Annotated in this window: 20 protein-coding genes and 1 pseudogene; 5 read left to right on the top strand and 16 right to left on the bottom strand. The window is 57.1% G+C overall.

Features of this window, described 5'->3' with window-relative positions:
- The first annotated feature begins 1 nt into the window (after position 1).
- Entirely contained in the window at positions 2–1,168 is a 1,167-nt protein-coding gene (gene ampC / locus CKW17_RS20050) for a class C beta-lactamase (RefSeq protein WP_095121175.1), read from the top strand.
- Between the two features lie 93 nt (positions 1,169–1,261).
- Here ampC and CKW17_RS20045 read toward each other — a convergent pair whose 3' ends face one another.
- Together CKW17_RS20045 and CKW17_RS20040 are read right to left on the bottom strand one after the other, a co-directional pair.
- A complete protein-coding gene (locus tag CKW17_RS20045) occupies positions 1,262–1,528 on the bottom strand; it encodes a hypothetical protein (RefSeq protein WP_016984652.1) in 267 nt (88 codons plus the stop codon).
- Positions 1,529–1,544: 16 nt separating this feature from the next.
- Positions 1,545–1,835: a DUF6124 family protein gene (locus CKW17_RS20040; RefSeq protein ID WP_371850963.1), complete on the bottom strand. Its 291-nt coding sequence runs from the start codon at positions 1,833–1,835 to the stop codon at positions 1,545–1,547.
- Positions 1,836–2,298: 463 nt separating this feature from the next.
- Between CKW17_RS20040 and CKW17_RS20035 the strand changes: the two genes are divergently transcribed.
- On the top strand, positions 2,299–3,483 hold the full coding sequence (locus CKW17_RS20035) for an AAA family ATPase (protein ID WP_256586267.1): 1,185 nt from the start codon (positions 2,299–2,301) through the stop codon (positions 3,481–3,483).
- Between the two features lie 175 nt (positions 3,484–3,658).
- Here CKW17_RS20035 and CKW17_RS20030 read toward each other — a convergent pair whose 3' ends face one another.
- Positions 3,659–4,222, bottom strand: coding sequence for a DUF4174 domain-containing protein (locus CKW17_RS20030; protein WP_095121172.1), 564 nt, complete (start codon positions 4,220–4,222; stop codon positions 3,659–3,661).
- Positions 4,223–4,430: 208 nt separating this feature from the next.
- Here CKW17_RS20030 and CKW17_RS20025 point away from each other — a divergent pair, with 208 nt between their 5' ends.
- Complete coding sequence (locus tag CKW17_RS20025; RefSeq protein ID WP_095121171.1) at positions 4,431–4,895, top strand: GNAT family N-acetyltransferase; 465 nt, start codon at positions 4,431–4,433, stop codon at positions 4,893–4,895.
- Positions 4,896–4,931: 36 nt separating this feature from the next.
- On the opposite strand, the gene CKW17_RS20020 is transcribed toward CKW17_RS20025, so the two are convergent.
- From CKW17_RS20020 to CKW17_RS20005, 4 genes are all read right to left on the bottom strand, one after another.
- Complete coding sequence (locus CKW17_RS20020) at positions 4,932–5,258, bottom strand: hypothetical protein (protein ID WP_095121170.1); 327 nt, start codon at positions 5,256–5,258, stop codon at positions 4,932–4,934.
- A 7-nt stretch (positions 5,259–5,265) separates the two neighbouring features.
- Entirely contained in the window at positions 5,266–6,051 is a 786-nt protein-coding gene (locus CKW17_RS20015; protein ID WP_077573721.1) for a sulfite exporter TauE/SafE family protein, read from the bottom strand.
- Positions 6,052–6,279: 228 nt separating this feature from the next.
- The gene (locus CKW17_RS20010) at positions 6,280–7,494 is read right to left on the bottom strand and encodes an MFS transporter (RefSeq protein ID WP_095121169.1); all 1,215 of its coding nucleotides are present in this window, start codon (positions 7,492–7,494) and stop codon (positions 6,280–6,282) included.
- Positions 7,495–7,722: 228 nt separating this feature from the next.
- Positions 7,723–8,472, bottom strand: coding sequence for a hypothetical protein (locus CKW17_RS20005; RefSeq protein ID WP_095121168.1), 750 nt, complete (start codon positions 8,470–8,472; stop codon positions 7,723–7,725).
- A 342-nt stretch (positions 8,473–8,814) separates the two neighbouring features.
- Between CKW17_RS20005 and CKW17_RS20000 the strand changes: the two genes are divergently transcribed.
- On the top strand, positions 8,815–9,963 hold the full coding sequence (locus CKW17_RS20000; protein WP_095121167.1) for an aldose epimerase family protein: 1,149 nt from the start codon (positions 8,815–8,817) through the stop codon (positions 9,961–9,963).
- Positions 9,964–10,078: 115 nt separating this feature from the next.
- Here the strand turns inward: CKW17_RS20000 and CKW17_RS19995 are convergent, their stop codons facing one another.
- The 9 genes and pseudogenes from CKW17_RS19995 to CKW17_RS19955 all read right to left on the bottom strand — a co-directional run bounded on the left by CKW17_RS19995 (position 10,079) and on the right by CKW17_RS19955 (position 21,328).
- The gene (locus tag CKW17_RS19995; RefSeq protein WP_095121166.1) at positions 10,079–10,474 is read right to left on the bottom strand and encodes a hypothetical protein; all 396 of its coding nucleotides are present in this window, start codon (positions 10,472–10,474) and stop codon (positions 10,079–10,081) included.
- A gap of 80 nt (positions 10,475–10,554) precedes the next feature.
- A complete protein-coding gene (locus tag CKW17_RS19990; RefSeq protein ID WP_095121165.1) occupies positions 10,555–10,818 on the bottom strand; it encodes a PAAR domain-containing protein in 264 nt (87 codons plus the stop codon).
- Positions 10,819–11,016: 198 nt separating this feature from the next.
- Positions 11,017–11,334 carry a hypothetical protein gene (locus tag CKW17_RS19985; protein WP_095121164.1) on the bottom strand — a complete coding sequence of 106 codons (318 nt, stop codon included), beginning with the start codon at positions 11,332–11,334 and terminating at the stop codon, positions 11,017–11,019.
- A 382-nt stretch (positions 11,335–11,716) separates the two neighbouring features.
- Positions 11,717–11,890, bottom strand: a pseudogene (locus tag CKW17_RS19980) (RHS repeat domain-containing protein); the annotation flags it as partial.
- Positions 11,891–12,215: 325 nt separating this feature from the next.
- Positions 12,216–12,647, bottom strand: a complete 432-nt coding sequence (locus CKW17_RS19975) for a hypothetical protein (RefSeq protein ID WP_095121162.1) — start codon at positions 12,645–12,647, stop codon at positions 12,216–12,218.
- The gene (locus CKW17_RS19970; protein ID WP_095121161.1) at positions 12,644–17,362 is read right to left on the bottom strand and encodes an RHS repeat-associated core domain-containing protein; all 4,719 of its coding nucleotides are present in this window, start codon (positions 17,360–17,362) and stop codon (positions 12,644–12,646) included. Before CKW17_RS19970 ends, CKW17_RS19975 begins: the two co-directional genes overlap by 4 nt.
- A 120-nt stretch (positions 17,363–17,482) precedes the next feature.
- Positions 17,483–17,746: a PAAR domain-containing protein gene (locus CKW17_RS19965; RefSeq protein ID WP_095121160.1), complete on the bottom strand. Its 264-nt coding sequence runs from the start codon at positions 17,744–17,746 to the stop codon at positions 17,483–17,485.
- Between the two features lie 34 nt (positions 17,747–17,780).
- Entirely contained in the window at positions 17,781–20,687 is a 2,907-nt protein-coding gene (locus CKW17_RS19960) for a type VI secretion system tip protein VgrG (protein WP_095121159.1), read from the bottom strand.
- A gap of 125 nt (positions 20,688–20,812) precedes the next feature.
- Positions 20,813–21,328, bottom strand: coding sequence for an Hcp family type VI secretion system effector (locus tag CKW17_RS19955; RefSeq protein ID WP_007949952.1), 516 nt, complete (start codon positions 21,326–21,328; stop codon positions 20,813–20,815).
- Positions 21,329–21,807: 479 nt separating this feature from the next.
- On the opposite strand from CKW17_RS19955, the gene CKW17_RS19950 reads away from it, so the two are divergent.
- Positions 21,808–22,629, top strand: coding sequence for an aldo/keto reductase (locus CKW17_RS19950; protein ID WP_095121158.1), 822 nt, complete (start codon positions 21,808–21,810; stop codon positions 22,627–22,629).
- Positions 22,630–22,637 lie beyond the last annotated feature (8 nt).

Below are 22,637 nucleotides of genomic sequence, written 5' to 3'. Positions count from 1 at the left end.
CATGTCATCCATTCAATCGAGCAAAGTCATTTCCTGCGCCGCTTTCGGTCTGTTTTTTGGCGCTACATCCTGCCTCGCCGCCGCGCCCGACGCTGCGCAGCTGCAAGCATTGGTCAACGACGCGGTAACGCCCGTGATGCAACAACAGAACATTCCCGGCCTGAGCGTGGCACTGACCATCAACGGTCAGCCGCATTACTTTAACTACGGCGTCGCCAACAAAGACACCGGGCAAACAGTCAGCAAAAACACCCTGTTCGAAATCGGCTCGGTGAGCAAAACCTTCACCGCCACCCTCGCCGGTTACGCCCAAGCGACCGGCAAACTCGATCTGTCGAGCAAGGCCAGTCAGCTCTGGCCTGAATTGAAAGGCAGTGCCTTCGACAACATCAGCGTGGTGCAACTGGGCACCTACAGTGCCGGCGGTTTGCCGCTGCAATTCCCGGCGCAATGGGATTCGTCTGACAAGATGCTCGGCTATTTCCAGCAGTGGAAACCGGTTTATCCGGTAGGCAGCCATCGCCAATACTCCAACCCGAGTTTAGGTTTGTTCGGTTATCTGGCCGCGAAAAGCCTCGGCCAGCCTTTCGATCAGGCAATGACGCAAACCCTGCTGCCGAAACTCGGTTTGCAGCACACCTACCTCAGCGTGCCGGCCGCGCAAATGGACCTGTATGCGCAGGGTTACGACAAGAACGACAAACCGGTCCGCGTTACGCCCGGTGCGCTGGACGCGCAGGCCTACGGTGTGAAAACCAGCGCCGTGGACATGCTGCGTTACGTACAGGCCAACCTGAAACCTGAAACGCTGGAAGCGGTACTGCAAAAAACCATCGCCAACACCCACACCGGTTACTACACCGTCGGCGACATGACCCAAGGCCTCGGTTGGGAAATGTACCGTTATCCGATCAGCCTCGAGCGTTTGCTGGCGGGCAACTCGACGGGAATGGTCATGGAGGCGCACAAGGTGCAGTGGCTGAATCCGCCGCAACCGCAGCCGCATGACGTGCTGATCAACAAGACCGGCTCGACGGGTGGCTTCGGGACTTACGTAGCGTTTGTGCCGAGCAAGGACGTGGGCGTCGTGATCATGGCTAACAAGAACTTCCCGATTCCTGAGCGGGTGAAAATCGCCCACAAAATCCTCAGCGCTGTCGCTGACTGAAAATCAAAAGATCGCAGCCTGCGGCAGCTCCTACAGGATCGGGTTTCCACTCGGTCGATGTAGGAGCTGCCGCAGGCTGCGATCTTTTATCTTTTAAAGCTGCGCCTGCAACTTCCAGCCGATGACATCCATCAAGTCGCAACTGTCACGCAACGGGATCGCCATCACCCGGGCGAAATCCTGCAGCAGCAAAGCGTCGTGGCCCTTGCCGTCCCCCAGCGCCAAGGTTTCCATCAACTGCGTCACACAGCGCAAACGGTAAGCCGCCGTGCCATGCAGCACATCCACCGGTGCTTCGCGGTCGATCAGCAGGCAGGGAATGGTGCAGTCGATGCCGGTTATGGGTATGTATCGAGCCATGTTTGAACCTCCCTGTTCAATGTTGCGTCGCCGCTGGTGGGTCGAGATTGTCCAGCGCGCGGTTGACCAGCAACTCGCCGAGGATTGCCAACTGCTGAATCGACAAGGCGAGACTGCGCGGTGAACCCTGCAGTTCTGCGGCCAGATCGGTAGTCAGGACGTTGAGTGAAGCGAGGGTTTCGCAAGCGTGGCATAGCAGCGTGGGCGTATCGATATCGGGGAGGATGGTGAAGAGGTGGCTGATGGGATCGGGGTGATGCGGGTTGCGTAATCGGGGGTTGTTGGCGTCGAAGGACCCAGAACCCATGGGGGATTCGGGGGGATTTGGCGTTGGTTTTTTCATGTATGAAGTACCGTAGTGAATTGTAGGAAAAAACTACCTTTCTCACTTCCACATGAGGGTGGCAGCTGTACGCAGGTGTGGAAGACCAGGCCAATCCACCAAAACCCGGCGCACTCGAAAGTGCCCCTGCGCACAGCCGCCAAAAACGCGGCGATGTTGACATAAATAACGTCGACATGCGCTTTTGAGACATTGATGGATGTAACCGACAACCGGACTTCCACGTCCGACCACTGTGTTTTGCAGCGGCCAAAGAAGACTTTCCCTACTCCCCCAACCCCACCAGTTCACCACTGCCGCCGCGCCTTGCAGGAAAAATCCGCACGCCCTGAAGGAGCTTTGTGTAAGACATTTCGGCCGGCACATGCTGCAACGACTTTGGATTAGCGAATGAATTTGTTGTATCTACACTGCATCGAGTCAATCTTTGGACGAGGATGGCGTCGGGCAAAGAAACCGTCATCCGAAAGGCACAATGATGGAAATCAAAAGTTTGAAGCTTACGGATGTCGGACACTTTGGCGACATGGATATTCAGTTTGCCCCTACCCTGACACACCGCTCGAATATCACGGTGCTGATGGGAAACAACGGCAGCGGAAAAACCACCATTCTTAAATCCCTGAATATTTGTCTGAGCTGGCTGATCGCAAAAATTCGCTCCAATAAAGGCAATGGCAAATACCTTGTCGATGAAGACATTCGCAACGGCGCCTCAGGAGCCGTCCTTTCGATTGGCATCACCGACGTTTCGCACCCGCGCGCTGTGGACAATGATGCGGGTTCCGAAAACGAATTGTTCGTATGGGGCGCTGCCCGAAGTCGACACGAAGGTGCAGCCTCGGGCCGTGGATATTTAAACGAAGTCAGACTGCTTGCAGACCACTACCGCACTCAACTCACCGCCGACGATAGCGCCTCACTCCCGCTGATCGCTTATTACCCAGCCGAACGTTGCGTTCTCGACATCCCGCTTAAAATCACCAGCAAACAAGCCTCTGATCAACTCGACGGCTACGACACCAGCTTCAACGGTGGCGCCGACTTTCGCGGTTTTTTCGAATGGTTTCGTGAACGTGAGGACAGCGAAAACGAAGACGGGATTTCCGATACCGCACTGGCCGAAGTCGCGGAAAAATTCGGTACTGACAGCGACGTTTATACAACGCTCGCCAACGTGAAAACCTCCTCCCGCGACCGCCAGTTGACTGCCGTGCGTTCGGCCATCGCCGCGTTCATGCCGGATTTCTCCAACCTGCGTGTGCAACGCAAACCACATCTGCATATGGCAGTCGACAAACATGGCGCGACATTCAATGTCACTCAGCTCTCGCTTGGCGAAAAGTCGCTGATTGCGTTGGTGGGTGACATGGCCAGGCGTCTGGCGATGATGAACCCGTGGATGGACAACCCGCTGCACGGCGACGGCATTGTTCTGATCGACGAGGTGGAATTGCGCATGGATCCACAATGGCAGATTTGCCTGATTGCACAATTAAGTACGACCTTTCCCAATTGCCAGTTCGTGTTGACCACGCATTCTCCACTGGTCGTAGGTGATACCAAAGGTGTGCTGGTTTACCTGCTTGATGAGGGCGATAGCCGTGGGTAGACAAGCTGCTGTGAGGGCGTCAGTGACCGCAAATATGCAGGTAACGGAATAAACATTGTAGGAGTGAGCCTGCTCGCGATAGCGGTGTATCAGTCACCATCAGCGTTGACAGATACACCGCTATCGCGAGCAGGCTCACTCCTACAGGGACGCGTTTTATTCAGTGACTGCGCGATCAGTCATCCGGCATTTCCGGTGGCTTGGCCGGTTTCGCAGGCTTGCTCGGCTTGGCATTCTTGGCGCCTTTCGCCGGTTCCGGCGTAGCAGCGACCGGCGCCTGAGCCGCGGCGGCCGCTTCCTTCTCGGCCATTGGCATGGCGTCGATGGTGTCGAAGATTTTCTTCAGATCCAGCGCTTTCGCTTCATCCCCCGACGCCGAGAGTTTGGTCTCGCCGTCCTTGCCCACCAGGAACACTTTCGGATAGGCCCCGGCACCCAGCTTCAGCGAGCGCAGCAGTGCCATGGTGTCTTGCTGGCCCATGTCCTTGCCGTCGAGCTGGCCGGCCATGTTGAGGATGGTGTAGACCTTGATGTTGCGGTCGGTGACGCCTTTTTTGTTGGCCGGATCTTCCAGCGACTTTTTCAGGGCCACCCACACAGGGTCGACGGTGCTTTGTGCGATCACGATCAGCGGTCGGGCGCGGCCCATATCCCCGGCGATGGGCGAATCGTTGTCAGCGGCGAACAAGGGGCCAGCAATCGCCAGCAAGAGTGTCAGGGTCAATGACCTGATGAGCATGCGCATCTCCTTTTGATATCCACGCTCTAATGATTGCGCATCGTGGCGATTGTTCCGGGACAACCCGGCAAATATCTTCCGCCTAGTCAGAAGCTTAGGACAGGCGCGACATTGCGCAACATATCCGAGGTGATCGCAACGCGGATTTGATTACCTTTTATGACCGCATTAGGGTGGCAGTTCTGCCCATGAAATGGAGTTCACCCGCATGCACATCGATTACCTCTGCGATCACCCCGAATTGATCGAAGAACTGGCCACGCTCAACTTCAAGGAGTGGGGCGAGTTTCGTCCCGGGCAAACCGTCGAGGACCGTATCGAACACATGCGCGATTCCTGCGGCAAAGGTGCCGTGCCGAGTGTCGTGGTAGCGCTAGAGGGTTCGCGGCTGCTGGGCGGTGCGCTGCTGATCGAAAGTGATCTGAAGCTGCGCCCGAACCTGACGCCATGGCTGGCGGGGGTTTACGTCAAGGCAGAGGAACGTGGGCGCGGGATTGCTTCGCAACTGGTCAATCGAGTGGTTGCAGAAGCGGCGGCGCTCGGTGTGCCTGAGTTGTATCTGTACACCGACACGTCGCAGTCGCTGTATGCGCGACTGGGTTGGGAAGTGGTTGAAGAACTGGTCTACGACGATTTGCCGGTGACAGTGATGAAATACGTTATTAAGCGTTAACCGGTGGTGAGGCGGCTCGCGGCAGGCTGTGCCGCCTCACTCCAGCGCTGAATCGAGCGCCGAGAGCAATTGCGAAGGGGCGACGAGTTGTCCACCGAGCTTGAGTTCACCGCTTTCGAGTTCAACGCTCAACCTCACCGACGCCCGATCACCCGGGTATTTGCGCAACACCAGCTCGATGCCATTGGCCGTCTCGTCGGCGGTACCGAGCAAATCCCACAGGCTCTCGCTCAGATCCAGCAGCACTTTTTGCTGCTGCAGATCGACTACCCGCGGCGCATACAGCCAATGGCTCATGCGCATCTCACGCGGTTCGACGGTGATGGCGAGGCGGCCATCGCAGTGGACAGTGGTTTCAGTCATGGCCGGATCAGAACGCCAGTTTGTAGCCGATCAGTACCAGCATCGTCGCCAGGCACGGGCGCAGCACTTCATCGGAGATGCGTCCGGTCAGGTGGCTGCCGAGCCAGATACCCGGCAGCGAGCCGACCAACAAGAAGCCCAGCACACCCCAATCCATGTTGCCCATGCTCGCGTGGCCCAGGCCTGCGACCAGTGTCAGCGGCACGGCGTGGGCGATTTCGGTGCCAACCAGGCGACGGGTCGGCAGCAACGGATAGAGGATGAACAGCGCAACTGTGCCAAGGGCGCCTGCACCGATCGAGGTCAGGGCGACCATGGTGCCGAGGACCAGACCGGTGATCACGGTCATCACGTTCAGGCGCGAACCGCTCGGGTTGTAGTTGCCGCCGGCGCGTTTGTGGGCGAACTCGAGCAAGCGTTTCTTGAAGAAGATCGCCAGCGCGGTGGCGAACAGGACGAAGCCCAGCGCCTGTTTGATGATGGCGTTCATCGCGTCCGGCGCGGTGTGCAGGGTGCTGAGGAACCACAGGGTCATGGCCACCGCCGGCACGCTGCCGAGGGTCAGCCAACCGGTGATGGCCCAGTCGATGTTCTTGTTTTTGCGGTGAACGAGGACGCCGCTGGATTTGGTAATGGCGGCGTACAACAGGTCAGTGCCCACCGCCGTTGCCGGGTTGATGCCGAACCACAACAGGATCGGCGTCATCAACGAACCACCGCCGACACCGGTCATGCCGACAATAAAACCCACCACCAGCCCGGCAATCACCAGGCCGAAATTCGCCAATTCCATTAACACGTCCAGAAAAACGACAGGAAAAATCTGGCCCGCAGCATAGCGATTTTTCTTATAACCACATATATCGATGCGGTCTATCGTTATGCCATATCGAACTCACCATTGCCTTACTGTAGGAGTGAGCCTGCTCGCGATAGCGGTCTATCAGTGATGGATTCAGTGACTGACCCTCCGCTATCGCGAGCAGGCTCACTCCTACAGGGTTAGGTGGTGGATGCAGATTCAGTGCACCCTTCGGCCTGGTTTGAAGCTGTGGGTTTTGTTGATCCACACCGTGGCCAACGCAATCAGCGACAAAATCAGCAACGCCCACGGAAACGACATCGCCCCTGCCCGATCGAGCAACAAGCCACCAAACAACCCGCCCCCGGCAATCGCCACGTTCCAAGAGGTTGTGAGCATTGCCTGCACCACGTCGACGTGATCGCCAGCAGAGTCGGCCGCAGAGGTGAGCAATAAGGTTGCCGAGCCGCCAAACGACAATCCCCACACCGCCATGCAGGCGTAAATGATCAGCGGCGACGGCGCTGCCAACGCCAGAACCAGCGCCGTCAGCGCAAACACCGCGAGGCTGATCAACGTCAGCCAGCGCAACCAGCGATCCACCAGCATGCCAATAATCCAGATCCCCACCAGCGAACACAGGCCAAACACCAGCAGCACCAGATCGACCCGGTCAGCCAGCCCGGCCTGCATCAGAAATGGCGCGATGTAGGTATAGAGAATGTTGTGCCCGAGCATCCACGTCAGCACCACGAACAACACCGGCCGCACGCCGGGCAAACGCATCGACTCGAGCAACGGCAGACGCTCATCACTGGCCTGCCCCGGACGATCCGGCACCGCGATAACAATCCACGCCGCCAGCACCAGAGCCAGCGCCGACATGATCCCGAACGACGCGCGCCAGCCGATCAGATTGCCCAGCCACGTCCCCGCCGGTGTGCCCAACGACAACGCCACCGGCGTGCCGAGCATAGCAATCGCCAGCGCCCGCCCCTGTTGATGCACCGGCACGATGCCGCGCGCATAACCGGCCATGATCCCCCACGACAATCCCGCCGCCATCCCGGCGAGGAAGCGCGAGGCCAGGGTCAGGCCGTAATGACTGGAGAATGTGGTGACAGTGTTGAATATCAGAAACCCGCCGACCGTCATCAATAAAACCCGGCGCCGAGGCCAGCCCCGCGTGGCGACGGTCAGCGGAATCGCCGCGACAATCGAACCGAGCGCATACAGCGTTACCAGTTGCCCGGCAAGCACTTCACTGACGTTGAGCCCGGCGCCGATTTGCGGCAGCAGCCCGGCGGGCAGGGTTTCGGTGAGGATGGCGATGAACCCGGTCATGGCGAACGCCAGCAACGCGGCATAGGGCAGTTTGTCCGCACGGGCGGTGCGGTCGACGCGGCTGAAATCGGCGCTGGCGGGGTCGGTCATGACGGGTGCGGCTCCATTTTGATCAATAGCGGTGACGGATTGTATACAAGAACAACCTTCACTATTCGATCAATGTAGGAGCGAGCCTGCTCGCGAATGCGCTAGTTCAGTCAACACTTCAGCGCCTGAATGACTGCATTCGCGAGCAGGCTCGCTCCCACATTGGATCTCTGCACACCACAAACCCTTGTGGAAGCTGCATAGATCGTCATCACCGCCCCACCAAACTCACTGCACCGGCAAGAAATTCAGGAACAGCAAACTCTGCGCGTAGTTGAGGCCGATCCGCCGGTAACGCTCATCAAGCATCTGCGTGATCAGGTCCAGTCGCGCAACGATTTTGCCGAACTCGGTGGCGAAACTCAGATTGGTGCCTTCCTCCGAGATCTCATTGGAAAACAGCAGCGGTTGGCCTTCCTTGTTCTGCCGCTGGGACAAAATCCACGTGGCTTTTTCGATATTGCGTGCAGCGTTGTGAACGAATGTCGGGTTGATCGCGTCGGTCATGTAGAACTCAGTGCGATTGCCATGGGCGGTGACCAGCATGCTGCCGATGGCATAGATGAACGCGCCGACACGGTCACCGAGAAACTCCGGACTCATCGCATAGCTCAGCGCTGCCAGATCCTTGCGACCGCCAAGCACCGGCAACGGCTGTTGCTGCTCGATGGCCTGGCGCACCTGTTTCACGGCGGCATGGATGTTGAGAAAGCCTGACTTGCGCAGCTCTTCCGGGTTGCGCAAATACAGCTTGCCCTGCAAGCGATAGAGACTGTTGAGGTTGTCGCGCATCGCCAGCGTGGCCATGCGGTCGACGCTGGTCTGCAGGAACTCCTGCGGCTTCCCTTCACGCATCTGGTTGAAGAAGCCGTTGCCGTCCTGGTGACTGCAACCGCTGAAAAACAGCGACGACAAACACGCCAGCAACAGACACAGGCGGCGGAAAAAAGCAGTGATCAGGGCAAAAGCTCTCGGCATGAAATCTCGAACAGGCACATTCCTGTGCGGCGGGAGTCACCGCATCCTGGCCATGGATAGAGCCGCCGATTGCGAAAAAGTGCAGTGGTGCGCACGACCAGCCGACCTTCGGCAATGCCTGCCTAACAATTAGTCTGTCTTTATTGTTGAAATAAACGATTAATCAACTATAAATTTCCTTCCAAACCACAAATAGCATGACTAGTAACCGTGTAGGAGCTGCCGAAGGCTGCGATCTTTTGACTCTGTTTTTATAGCCAAGATCAAAAGATCGCAGCCTTCGGCAGCTCCTACACAGCGTCAGCAGCAATTTGAAAACAACAACAAAAAGGAAGGTCAACCATGCTTCAATCCCGTCACCTGCTCTCCGGCCTCGGACTGTCCCTGATGATCGCCACCCTCTCCGCCAACGCGGCCGGCCTCAGCGCCGAACACAAAGCTTTCGGCAAAACCAATGACGGCACGCCCGTCGAGCAATACATCCTGCGCAACAGCCACGGCATGCAGGCCACCGTCATCACCTACGGCGCGACCCTGCAATCGCTGAAAGTGGCGGACAAGCACGGCAAGTTCGACGACGTCGTGCTCGGCTTCGATGATGTGCAGGGCTACCAGAAAGGCACCGCCTATTTCGGCGCGACCATCGGCCGCTTCGGCAATCGCCTCGCCGAAGGTGCGTTCGAACTCGACGGCAAGCGCTATCAAGTGCCGCAGAACGACAAGACCAACGCGCTGCACGGCGGCACGCTGGGCTTCGACAAGAAAGTCTGGAAGGCACAGGAAACCAAGGACAAGGATTCCGTCGGCGTGACCCTGACCTATCTGTCGGCGGACGGCGAAATGGGCTTCCCCGGCAACCTCACCACCGAAGTGACCTATCGCCTCACCGACAACAACGAACTGCGCATCGACTACAAGGCCAGCACCGACAAACCGACCGTGCTCAACCTGACCAACCACAGCTACTTCAACCTCGCCGGCGCCGGCAATGGCGACATCCTCAAACAGGTCGCCACCCTGCACGCCAGCCATTACACCCCGGTCACCGCCAAACTGATCCCGACCGGCGAACTGGCACCCGTGGCCGGCACGCCGATGGACTTCAGCAAGCCAACCGCGATCGGCACGCACATCAAGGCTGATCATCCGCAACTGAAATTCGCCGAGCCGAAACAGGGTGGATTTGATTTCAACTGGGCGCTGGATACCAAGGGCGATATCGGCAAAGTTGCGACTGAGGTGAGTGACCCGCAGTCCGGTCGCGTGCTGCAGTTGTTCACCACGGAACCGGGTGTGCAGTTCTATACCAGCAACTTCCTCGACGGCACGGTCAAGGGCAAGGGTGGCAAGGTGTATCCGCACTGGGGCGCGTTTACCCTGGAGACTCAGCATTATCCGGACTCACCGAATCAGCCGAACTTCCCGAGCACTCGGCTTGATCCGGGGCAGACTTACAGCCACAGCGTCGTGCTGAAGTTCTCCGCCAAATAACCTGCCCGTTGCACCTGATTATTCCCACGCGCAGCAAAGGCATGCGGCCCAGGACGCTCCGCGTCCCTTGAGGCATTTCATTGCTGCGCGTGGGAACAATCAATCACCAAGGAGATTACAGACCCACACGCTCCAATCCCCGACGCATGCCTTGATCCGCCTGCTCGCACCACTGCTTGAGCGTCAGACTCGGCGGCAGATTGGCCTCCAGGGTTTTGTATTGACCATCGTCCAATACCTCACCCTTGCGACCATGGGCCTCGTTCTTATCGCCGTCGCTCTTGTCCATCTGCCCTGGAATACCGGCAACAAACGCCACCATTTTATTGGCGTTCGCAGTACTTTCAGCTTTCAGGAAACCTTTGTCGACGCAATGATTGATCAGCCCGGACATGTTGCGCCCAGTGTCGTACATCCCTTTCAACGTAGCGGCGTCCGGTCCTTCTGCGTGAGCAACATTGACGGTGCCCAGAGCGGCGGTCAGTGCGAGGATCAAAGCGGTGTTCTTCATGTTTATTCCTTTAATGGATGAAGCCAGGTTGTTTACTTGCAGTATTCCTGAGGGCGAACGAAAAGCTCACCCTCGCGGATTCAACTGACCACCGCTCCTTTCGGGCCACTGGCAATCAGCGCGGCCCCGCAGGCGGTTTTCAAGCCGTCGAGCGCGATGGGCGTTCCATCGACGGTGTAAGTGCTGCTGCCTTCGGCAATTGGAAAAATGCCTTTGCACAGAGGACAGCTGACCTTGTGACCCACCCCGGCGATGGGCTTGCCGTTTAGGTCGGTCTGGGAAAAGGCTTCGAGGACTTTGCCACCGTGAGTGGTGGAGTCGCCCAAGCGAATGGCGTCTTTCATGTTGTCATTCCTTCGACTACGAGGGTTGACTGCAGCCTCGATCAATTTCGCGGCTTTCGGCCACCAATGGCAGAGAGTTTTATCAGAGGCAGGTTGCGTTTAATCAACCTTCAAAAACGTGGCCTGCCCCTGATATATTTCATAAATTTTTAGAGATTAAAAAGTGGCTATTCGGCTGCAATTTGACCGAGAGTCAACCTACACGCGGAAGACCTCATTTAAGCCAACCTCCTCATCCTCGTCCCCATCTTCAAGACACCTGAAATTTCTTCCATTGAGTGCTGTTTTAAGTAGGGCGTACAGTTCTGCTGATTGGAAATTCACTTGGAGCCACAGGGATTCATCATCCCCATAAATGAGACGAGTATCGTAAGCCCCACTGCTATTCAACGAGTGATCCTTCAAATAAAGATCACCGTCGCCCGAGCGAACACAAGCACTACTAGCTTTAACAATGTCGATGACATGCTGAGCTGTAGAGTTGTCGTCAAACACCAATTTGTATTCATAACTCATGATCCGTGTGGTCTCCCTCGGACAGCTGGTAAATCGGCAGGATTACGAATGCCAATGTGAGTTTTATTAGGATCGGTGGAAACTTTACCCTCATCATCCAGTTGATGATTGGACGGATCCTGTTTATGGATGTGTGCATTGTTGCCAGATTTGTGAGGGCAGGCATTCAAGTTTCCGTACTTGTGAACCCTGACCTCTGAACCGTCTGCATGCTTCCAGGTTTCGTTAACCCCATTGTCTTTGGTTTTCGAAAATCCGGCGCTGTTCAACGTTCTACCGGCGCGAGGAATACTCGTACCTTTCATCCGAGGTAGATCAGAAGAGGCGGAAAGGCCAAGTGGAAGTGCGCGCGTTGTTCGTTTTCGTTTTCCAAAGCCGTTTACCGTCCGAGACGGTCCCAGCGATAGCGCAGGGTCTGCTCGGCAGCGTCGACACGTTCGGCGATCAGACCGGCAGCGCTGTAGCTCCACGTGGTGCAACGATCGAGAGCGTCGACATGCGCCAGCAGCCAACCTTCGGCGTCGCGTTCAAAGCGCTCTTCGGTCTTGTCGGGCTGCTTGATCGCCACCAATTCAACGCTACTTAAATAGGCGCGCAGCATAAAGCGCAACAGCGCATCGCACTGGCTCGCCTTTTAAAGAATATATGTCCAATCGTGGCTGAAATCCGGTGGCGCAAGCTATCGGGAACGTCCGTAGTCTCGCACCTCACCGGAGAGAAATACGAAGGATCTCGAAAAGCTCCACACAGTCATCGAACCGGAGCCTAATTCTGACCAACTGACGCCATTGCCCTCCACACCTCCTTATTCCTTTAGGCGTCAGCGGCAAGTTTCGCCTCACAGTGCCACTACACTGATCCTTGCCTAGCGAACTTAAATTTCATTTAAATTCAAAATACTCAATCATCATTCTCATTGGCATTGTCATATCAACTTTCAAGAATCCCAGCACCTCAAAAAACCATGAAAGATTATCTCCCATTACAGAAACATCATCTTCATCATTTGACAGCAGGCAGATAGCTAGCCGCGCCAGTAATACGTCCTTATCTTGAAAGTCACGTATTGCGCCTATCTCATCGATTTTCGCCCACCAAACCGAAGCCTCGGCCTTACAGACTTCAATGGGGATCTTGCCTTCCACATAGTCTTTAGCAAGACGCAAAGGATCATTCTCACAATCAGAGAATTTGATATCCAAAGCATCCAAAACCTTGACCAAAAATCCGATCTGCTGCTTGAGCGCTTCGCGATTGTCAGATGGCCGAATAATCGCGCCAACGTTATATTTCTTAAAATCAATTTGATTCATACGACGTTAACCTTGAAATGTTGTAAAAGGTCGGTACACGAGGAGCAGGGAGCCTTGTTTGTGCCATGACCATTTCCGGAGCTACCAATATTAACGGTCCGAATGGTTCCTCCAGCAGGATCAATACCTGCATTCATAGCTTTATCCAAGCAAACCACCTCGGCGCATCCGCCGTGCCACTGGGCGCGTTTATCAGCTGGCGTGCCCATCAGCCCCGCCGTTACCTGGGAATTATGCGGCACTTCTTCACCGCTTACACCCGTAATAACATGGTCTCCTTGGCGGAACTCAGATGCCGCCCCAGATGTTTTCCCTCCTGCTACCGCAGCGTCAGCTGCACCCTCGGCAGTGTTGTTTTTTTTGGAGCCAGATGTAGCGCCTTTTCGAGACAGTCCCAAAGCATCGGTCCAACCTGTCGGATTCGGTGCGTACTGATAAAGGTTCAACCCGGCATCGTAACTGAGCGGATCCTTACTGATGAACCGCCCTACTGTGGGGTCATAGTACCGATGTCGGTTGTAATGCAGTCCCGTCTCATGATCATGATATTGGCCCTGGAAGCGTATAGGGTTCATCACCCCATTCTGCCGCGCCCATTCTGAGTGCTGTTCCGTTGCCTGCCCCCATGCCTTGTATTGCGCAGCCCAAGCCACGCTGCCTTGATAGTCAGTCAGCTCTTGGGGCGTACCTAAGTGATCGCACTGATACCAAGCCAACGCATCAAACGGTAACGCGCTAGCTTTGTGATTCCACAGCGGATCTTCATCAAGGCTGTATTCACCACTGTAGTCCGGCTGGCCCATGAGGTTGATCGGTGCGTGGCGCACAGCTTGAGCGACCGGGACGAAGGTGCCCGGTTCGAATATGTAGTGAACCGTTCGACCAGGTTCACCATCGGCCTGTGCTGGGCTACTTTCCCAGGCGAGGTTGTCGCCATCCCACCCATACAAGGTGAAACCACAACCCAGTTCTCGCTGTTTGCGAGCATGCTCATTACGATTCCAGAGCGAACCAGCTTCCGGACGCTGTTTGTAGTGCGCAAGGGAGTTTTTGTGCAGGCGCCGTCCCAAAGCGTCGTAAGCAAAATCGACGGATAATCTTGAGTCCTCGAAATGCACCAACCGATCAAACAGATCCCATTGCAGGTCACTGCGCTGGCCGTTATGCCAACGCTGGATCTGGTTGCCGCGCTCGTCATAATCGTAGTGGGTACCAGCGTACTCACGCAGCAGGTTGTCGACTAGCTTGCTTCGCGGTGGAGTTAAATCCAGTGGACGGCGAATTTCATTCGTTTTGTCGTCAAGTAGGTTACCTGCCGGGTCAAAAGCGAACGTTTCTACGCCTTGACGTGTAGTCGCGCTAAGCAGACGACCGACCGGATCATATCGATAAGCCAGGGGGCCACGGCGGCTATCATTGATGTCGGTCAGTTGGCCTACAGCATCGTATTTGTACTCGCGCTTGAGCAGGGTAGATTTGTCATCGCTGCGCCCCAAAACCTGTTCCTGCAATCGCCCTACAGGGTCCCAGCTTTGGGTCTGCAGTAGATGGTTACCTTGATGACGGGCAATTTCGCGGTGTAAATCATCTCGCTCAAAGCCGACCAGTTCGTGCTCATCCAAGCGCATGCCCAACAAGTGGCCGCTGCCGTAAGTGAGCCAACTGACGCGATGCCCGTCCGGGCGAATGGTGGCTACACGCTGGTTGAGCAAGTCGTACTCATGCTGCCAAATCGCGACAGTGGCTTTTTCAAGACCGAGGTAATGCTGGTGTTCGCGCAGCAAATTACCCGCTGAGTCATGGAACCAATGCAGCTGACTGTCGGTATTCTTGGCCAATACCAAACGACCGTTACCATCGTAAGCGAAGTTCTCGACTTGTGATTTTTCCCCCAAAGTAGCGCAACGTTCAGTCAAGCGCCCCATCGGGTCAAAGCTCATCGAAATCACACGTTCGCCATTGACCGATTGTGCCAAGCGCCCCGTGACGGGGTCGTACTGATAGCGTGTGCTCCGCCCATCAAAGCCGCTCTCTTCCAGAATACGACCGACCGGGTCGTAATTAAAATGCGCGCGCTGCTCGTTTTCGTTTTCCAGGGCCGTTAAACGACCGAGACGGTCCCAGCGATAGCGCAAGGTTTGCTCAGCGGCGTCGACGCGTTCGGCAATCAGACCAGCAGCGTTGTAGCTCCATGTCGTGCAGCGATCCAGTCCATCAACATGGGCCAGCAAACGACCTTCAGCGTCGCGCTCAAAACGCTCCTCAGTCTTGTCCGGGTGCTTGATCAGCACCACTTGCCCGGCCTTGTAATCGTACTCGGTGGCGTTTCCCGCAGCGTCAGTAAAGCAGATCATCTGCCCAAATTCGTTGTACTCCCAGGCGCTGGTCTTGCCTGAGCAATCAACGTATTCAACTACTTGCCCGGAATCGTTGTAGCCCAAGGTCTTTTCGTTGCCGTTGGCATCTTTGATCGCCGTAGGCAGACCTGACTTGTTGTAGGCGTATTCGGTTTTGTTGCCTAGTGGGTCGATGGCTTCGACTAGATTGCCCATGTCGTCATAAGCCCTTTGCCACTGGCCACCCTCGGCATCACTGATCTTGATCAGCTTATCCTGATCGTCATAGGCGTAATGCATGACGGTATGATCGGCGCGGGTATGCTCAAGCAAATTACCGCGATCGTCATAACGGTAACGGTTGGTGCTGCCATCGGCTTGTACGTGGCGCACGACGTTTTTTGCGTCGTCACGGAAAAGCCATTCCGAGCGTCCGTCAGCATGGCGAATGCGGTAGGTGTAGCCAAGGATGTCGTAGTAGTGCCAAGTTTCGTTGCCATGGGCATCGGTGACATAGGTCAGACGAATGTTCTCGTCCCACTCCAAACGCGTATCGAAACTGCCATCATCGGCCCATTCACGGATGGCTTTCGCGTTGGAGCCCTGCCCGTCCCACTCAAGGTTCATACCTCGGCCGGTACGGTCGGTGTAACGAGTGACCAGGTGACGCTGATACTGATACGACCAGGCCGCACCGTTCTCATCTTGCCCCTGAGTCAAATCGCCATAAGCGTCGTACTGATAGGCGCACAATTGACGATGCGGTACGCCGTCACGAATTTCCCAGATGCCAACCAAGCGGCCTTGACCATCAAGCATCGTGCCCAGATGCGAATGCACTTTGCTGATGTCGTTTTCCTGATACGTGATCAGGTCTGAGAGTACCGACTGCTCGCCATGGCGATGCTCATAATGCAGCATGACCCCGGCGCCATTGCGCCGCGAAATGTTGGTCAGCACATAGCGTTGGCCAAGGCGTATGTAGGTTTCCTTGCGCTCAAAACCGCGGCACAGTACCAACTGATCTTCGCTGGCACGAATCAGCGTGACGTTCTCAATGGCGTCGTAGTGGAACAGACCGACTTTGGGTAAAGGATAACTGTGGTCCCGGCCGTCAGCGCCGTAGAACGTCAGGCCGTCATCCATGCAATCAAATCGTGTGGTGAATTCGCTGATCCAACGCGCACCGAGCTCGCTATGGTCGAATGCACCCAGGCGAGAATTGTAGGTGCGCGTCCACTCAACAGGAAAAGGACCCGGAAGACTGAAATCGGTATGGCTGAGGCTTTCAGAACCCAGAGCAAAATTGATGCTGCGACGAGTGCTGGAGCAGGCGCAGTTTTTATCCGGGTTGGGCGCATGCGCTGCCGCAGCCTGTTGACCGGTGGCGCCTAGGCCGCCCTCGGAGGCAGTGTGATTCGCCTTGCTGGTCTTGTCCGGTTGAACGCCCGCACTCTGGCCGTGGGCATTACGTTTGCGCCAAAGAGTCACAGCAGTGGAGAGGGTCAGCAGTAACCAGCCAATAGAGTTCTGAACTGACTCATCATCGAGTTTGCTCAACTGAGTACGTAATTCAGGCCCCATTGCGCGGAGTTTTGCTGTCTCCGTGACCACCCGTTTCTTCACATCATCAGGTAGCAGATTATCCGCCGCACTGTTGGCCAAGCCCTTGCCTGCAGCCTTATACGCACTGGCAGCCGCTCCGAATATATTGTCGATCGCCGCGAGTGGATCGTTCAGAAGTTGGTCGCCAGCGGTGCTGAGTTTTTGACTGGCGGCCTGAGCGTCGCCTTTGGCGTCGAGTTTACCGTTGGCAACCGTTTCAAGGCCTTTGGCAATCTCGTTGATGACGTCTTCACCGAGCTTGCCGGCGTCCGCCAAGATACCGGGTAGCTTGCCTTTGGCTTGTGCGACAAAGTCATCGAGAGTACCAACGATGGATTCGTTCAAGTGCCCTATCAGGACCTCAATGACCGATGAACTGAGCAGTACCTTGCCGGAGGCTTTCATCTCCTGACGCACAAGAAACAGCGTTGGACGCAAAGTCATGCGCGCCGCCGCCATCGCCGGTGGCAACGGCAACACACCGATCAGGTTGATACCCAAGCTCGCCCAAGCAAGCAGATCTCGTTTCTGCGCATTCGACAAAGTAACGATGTCACCCAGAGCGTCGACCAACGCCATGATGTTACCCACTACGGGCAGTGCTCCGGCGACGTTTTTGATCCGGTCAAGCGTGACCACACCACCACTCGCAGACTGCAGCCATGCATCAAATGTCGCTGCACTGCTTGCGACATCCTTGATGTCGATAGCATTGAGTGGAACGATGGCTACCTGGGGTTCACGTTTGTTTGCAACAGCGATATCAGTCGTCATGAAAGCGTCTTACCGGCCAACAGGCTGGAGTTTCGAAGATGAATTGAAAGGCGCAGGTCCTCGTCGAGTTCGCGATTCGAGATCGCAGCCTCATGAGGCCGAAGCAATAATTTGGGTGATTCAACTAACAACCGCGCCTTTCGGGCCACTGGCAATCAGCGCAGCACCGCAGGCGGTCTTCATGCCATCCAGCGCGATTGGCGTGCCATCGACGGAGTAAGTGCTGCTGCCCTCGGCAATCGGGAAAATACCCTTGCACAACGGGCAACTGACCTTGTGACCGAGCCCGGCAATCGGCTTGCCATTGAGGTCGGTTTGAGAGAAGGCTTCGAGCACCTTGCCACCGTGGGTGGTGGAGTCCCCCAAACGAATAGCGTCTTTCATTGCGTCACTCCTTTGACTGAAATCGTTTCCGTTGTCATGACAGCATCTCACCCGCCAACAGGCCCGGGGTTTTCAAGGAAGGATTTGGCAGACTCGGTGCAGGCAGGCTCGGCAAGTTGCCCGCCTTGCTCGCCGCTCCAAGAAGCCCCGAAGCACTCGGCAACGCCGCACTCGCCAATTTCGGCAACCCGGCCACCCCGCCCTGCACCACACCCTTCACTTGCTGCGCTGTTTGCATCGCACCTTGCGCGGTCTGCATCGCACTCATCCCTGTTTGCGCCATGTCCTTACCCTTCTCCAACATCTCCCAACTCTTGCTCGGCAAGACCTGCGCGACCATGGCTTGCACCTGACTCGGCACGTCTTCAGCCCCCGGCGGATTCAACGGCCACTCCGGTTTGCCGATGTAACTGCCATCGCTCCAGGTGTCCGCCGGATCCTTGCCGAACAGCACACGTGCCGGCCCCGGCGCAGCGCCGGCGACACTGGCAAAACCTTTGCCGTCGAGCTTGCCCTTGATGCTTTTGCCCAGCGCATCGATGACTTCGTAATCACCTTCCTTGATGCCCTGACGCCCGGCGTACTGGTTGAACAATTCCAGATTGCCCTTGCCCGGTTTCGGTGGTTCCGGGAATACCCCGGCCAAAGATTTCGCCCCGGTGTAGGCGAAGTTCGCCGCGTGCGCGGTGTACGGGCCGCTGGTGGCGTGGGTGATGCCGCCGGCGTTGTAGGTCGTGGCGCTGCCGCCGCCCTGGATCACCAGTTCGGTCTTGGCGGTGATGGTGATGCGGTCGGCGTTGGCGGTGATGTTGAGTTTGGCCAGCAGGTTGATGCTGTCCTTCAGCGCGCGCACATCGATGTCGCCGGACGCTGCGACCAGCCGCCAGCCCATGCTCTGCACGAACAGGCGCATGCCACGACTGGCGCTGGCCAGCAGGCGTTTGCCGATCGACAGACTGGTGTGCCCGGTGCTGCTCAGCGCCAGGTGTTCGCCGGTGGCGATGTGGCTGGAGCGTGGCGTGGTCAGAGCGATGCCGGCCGGGCTGGCGAGCACCAAGTGCGGTTCGGTGAACTCGGGGAATTCATTGGCGGTGAGGTTCGCCGGACCTGAGCCGAGCACGCCTTGATGCTGGGCGTGCAGCGCTTTGGCCACGTCGTCCTGGTCGCCCGCCTCTTGGGCTTGCAACTCTTTGGCTTGAACGGCGAATCCGTCCTGCTGATCGCTGGCCGTGGCGAGGCGTTCAGCGGTTTCCGGCAGATCCTTGTGGTGCTTGGATTCGTTCGGACGCGGCTCGGTGGTGATCAGCAAACCGGCGGCGGCACGCACCGCACCGTGGCGATCGGTTCTCAGTTCGAAACCTTCACCGCGCGGCTGGCCACCGCTAGGGCGCGGATGGGTCAGGTAACCGAGGTTGATCGCACTCGCACCGTGGTCACTGCGCAGCGCGATGCTGATCTCGCTGGTGGTGTCGTCGATGCGTAATTCGTTGGCGCGACTGCCCTTGTATTCCTTGCTCTTGACCGTGGCCAGGGTCTTGAAATCCGGCAGTTTGTACGGCGGCAGATTGGCGCCGTGGTACAAGCAACCGGTGATCAGCGGCTGATCGGGATCGCCCTCGAGGAAGGTGATCAACACCTCCATGCCAACCCGCGGAATATTGATCGAGCCAAAAGTCTCGGCCGCCCAGCTCGACGCGACGCGCATCCAGCAACTGGTCATGTCGTCGTGTTTGCCTTCGCGGTCCCAGAAGAACTGCACCTTCACCCGGCCGTACTGGTCGCAGTAAATCTCTTCGCCTTCAGGGCCGCAGACCACCGCGCTCTGGGTGCCGAGGACTTTTGGTTTCGGGTGATCAAGCGGCGGACGGTACGGCACGTCCCACGGAATGGCGCTGAAGCGGTTGCGGTAGCCCTGGTGGAAATCGTCTTTGTTGTCGGTGGTGTCGCTGGTCACCGACTCTTCCAGTACCTGCGGCTGTTTGCCTTCGTGGAAGATTTCGGTGAGCAGCCAGAGGTCATTCCAGGTCGGGTTGGCGTGGTCGGTCAGGGCGAGGAAATGCCCGCTGACGAGGATCGGCTGATCGCTGTTGCCCTCGGCCAGACGGTAGTCGCTGCGATGGCGTTCCAAGGCGCGATTGGCCAGATGCTTGCCGCGCTCGCGGTCAACGAAACGGCCCGGGTAATCGTAGTCTTCGAGGTCCGGTTGCGCGCTGCTTTTGGCGTCGCTTTCCAGCTCGATTTTCGGTTTGACGAAGTCGTAATCACGGCGCGTGGTGCGGCTGGTGCGGGTGGCCAAACGCAGGCCGAAGCGCTTGACCACCGGTTTGTCGGCGACCAGTCCGGAGTCCTGCTGATAGGCCACCGGCGCCAATTTCGGGAACACCGTCTGGTCATCACCGAAGGTCAGCTTGTGGCCGCTGGACGTGTGCTGGAAGTGGTAGTGAATGCCCTCCTCTTCACACAAGCGCTGGATGAAATCCAGGTCCGATTCGTCGTACTGCACGCAGTAAATGCGCTCGGGGTAAATCGCGCTGAGCTGGAAGTGGTAATCGCTGGCGAGGATGCCGTGTTCTTCCAGCACCTGACTGACGATCTGCTGCACGGTCATCTGCTGGAAGATGCGCTGATTGACCCGGTGCGCGAGGTAGGCCAGTTGCGGGCGCAGGGAAATCTTGTAGCGGGTCAGGCGCTTGCCCGCCTCGCCCTGGGCGATGCTGTAGACCAGCCCGTGAATGCCGCTGCCGCTCGGCGACAACTGCAGAAACGCCAGTTTGTGCAGCACGCTTTCGAGGTTGATCGAGGCCTTTTCGCTGACCAGTTCCAGCTCGAATTCGAACGGCGTGTTAAGGGCCTCACGACCGGTGAACGACAGCACCTGGAAATCGCTGTCGATGCCATCGACGGTCAGATTGAAATGAGGCTGGTTGGCCGGTGAGAACATCCCTTGTTCCTCGCGCAGTGCTGCGACGCGCAACAGCCCTCAAGGGGCTATTGGCAAAAATTCTTTAAAAGTGATTGCGCCCCGACCAGCGATGCCGGCCGGGGCGGTACAACTGTCAGCCGTAATTAAACGACTGGAGCACGCCAGTCATCGGAACCCGAAGTACCGGATACTTCGTGGGTCCAGGTGATTTTGCGGTAGGTGAACTGCACCTCTTCCAGGTGGGTGAAGTGCGCGTTGCCTGGATCCTGGCAGTTGTGCATTTTGTTGTTGATGGCGACGATGATCGCGTCTTCCAGTTTGGTGGTGTAGTAGTGCTCTTGGGTGCCTTGCGCCGAAGTGCGGTACCACTGGATAACGATTTCGCTCATGCGCTCGCCGGAAGTCAGCGCCGCTTGCAGCAGAGGCGAAGCCTTGTCGTAGACCTTGGTGATCACAACTGGCTTGTGCACACGCTGACCGGTTGGCTGACCGGATTGTGGGTCACGCGGGATGATTACGTCGTGGGTGAAAGCCTGCACCATGACCTGGTCTTCGTGGCCTTCCTGGTAGGTGTTGCCAACGGAGTCGGCGGTGAATGCGCCGGCAGTGATCAGGCCTTGTTTTTCGCCGGTAACCGACATGTACGCTGGTGTTGCCATGGGGATGCTCTCCTTGCTTGAAAAGACATACCTCACAGGCACCATTGCCTGAAAGGATGGCTATGCGCCATCAAAGTTCATGCCAGCTTTTGTGCAACCCATACAGATCAAGGTCCCGAGCTCATCGACTGTTTTTTTTCTGTGACTAAGCCAATGAAAAACAAGGGAAAGTGCGCAACTTCTTGCGCAGTGGTGTGCAAGAAGTTGCGCACTTGGCTGGAGGCCACGAGCTACGCGGCCTGCAGAGACTTGCCCGGGTGAAAACAGGCAAGGCACTGCGCAACTTCTTGCGCACTTGCCCGTGGATGGATAAAGAAGAGCGCCAGATCAAAAGATCGCAGCCTTCGGCAGCTCCTACATGGGAAACCGGTACCCATAAGGAAAGCGCTGCCGAAGGCCGCGATCTCTTTGCTTTTTGAACCCCTGAGCTATCCTGCTGCCCACTAAAAGGTATCGACACATTCAGCAAGGAGGTTTGCATGCGTACCCTCGAATTGGCCGGCGTCCAGGTTCCAGTCATTGGCCAAGGCACCTGGCGCATGGGCGAAGACCGTTCGGCGCACAAGCGTGAAGTGGCGGCGCTGCGCACGGGGATCGAGCTGGGCATGAGCCTGATCGACACGGCGGAAATGTACGCCGAGGGCGGCGCCGAAAGCGTGGTTGGCGAAGCCATTGCCGGCCTGCGCGATCAGGTGTTTCTGGTGAGCAAGGTCTACCCGCACAACGCCAGCCGCAAAGGTATCCCGCAGGCCTGCGAGCGCAGTCTGCGTCGGCTCGACACCGATTACATCGACCTCTATCTGTTGCATTGGCGCGGTCAGTATCCGCTGGAAGAAACCGTCGAGGCCTTCGAACGTCTGCGCGAGGACGGCAAGATCGGCCGTTGGGGCGTGTCGAATTTCGATGTCGATGATCTCGAAGAACTCTCCAGTTCCGCCTGTGCGACCAATCAGGTGCTCTACAACCTCGAAGAGCGCGGTATCGAATTCGATCTGCTGCCGTGGTGCCAACACCAGCGCATGCCGCTGATGGCTTACTGCCCGATCGGCCAGGGCGGCGCGATGCTGGCTGAACCGCTGCTGAATGAAATTGCCGCTCGTCATGGTGTAACCCCCGCGCAGGTTTCGCTGGCGTGGATTCTGCGTCAGGATGGTGTGATTGCGATTCCCAAGGCTGTGCGACCGGAACACGTGCAACTCAATGCACAAGCCGCGCAACTGCAACTGGAGGCCGGGGATCTGGCGGCGCTGGACCAGGCGTTTCAAGCGCCACAACGCAAGCAGCGGCTGGCCATGGTCTGAGCCAGCGG

Source organism: Pseudomonas sp. Irchel s3f10 (genome assembly GCF_900187515.1).
In the GTDB taxonomy this organism is placed as follows: Bacteria; Pseudomonadota; Gammaproteobacteria; order Pseudomonadales; family Pseudomonadaceae; genus Aquipseudomonas; species Aquipseudomonas tensinigenes.
This window is presented reverse-complemented; position numbering and strand designations above follow the sequence as displayed.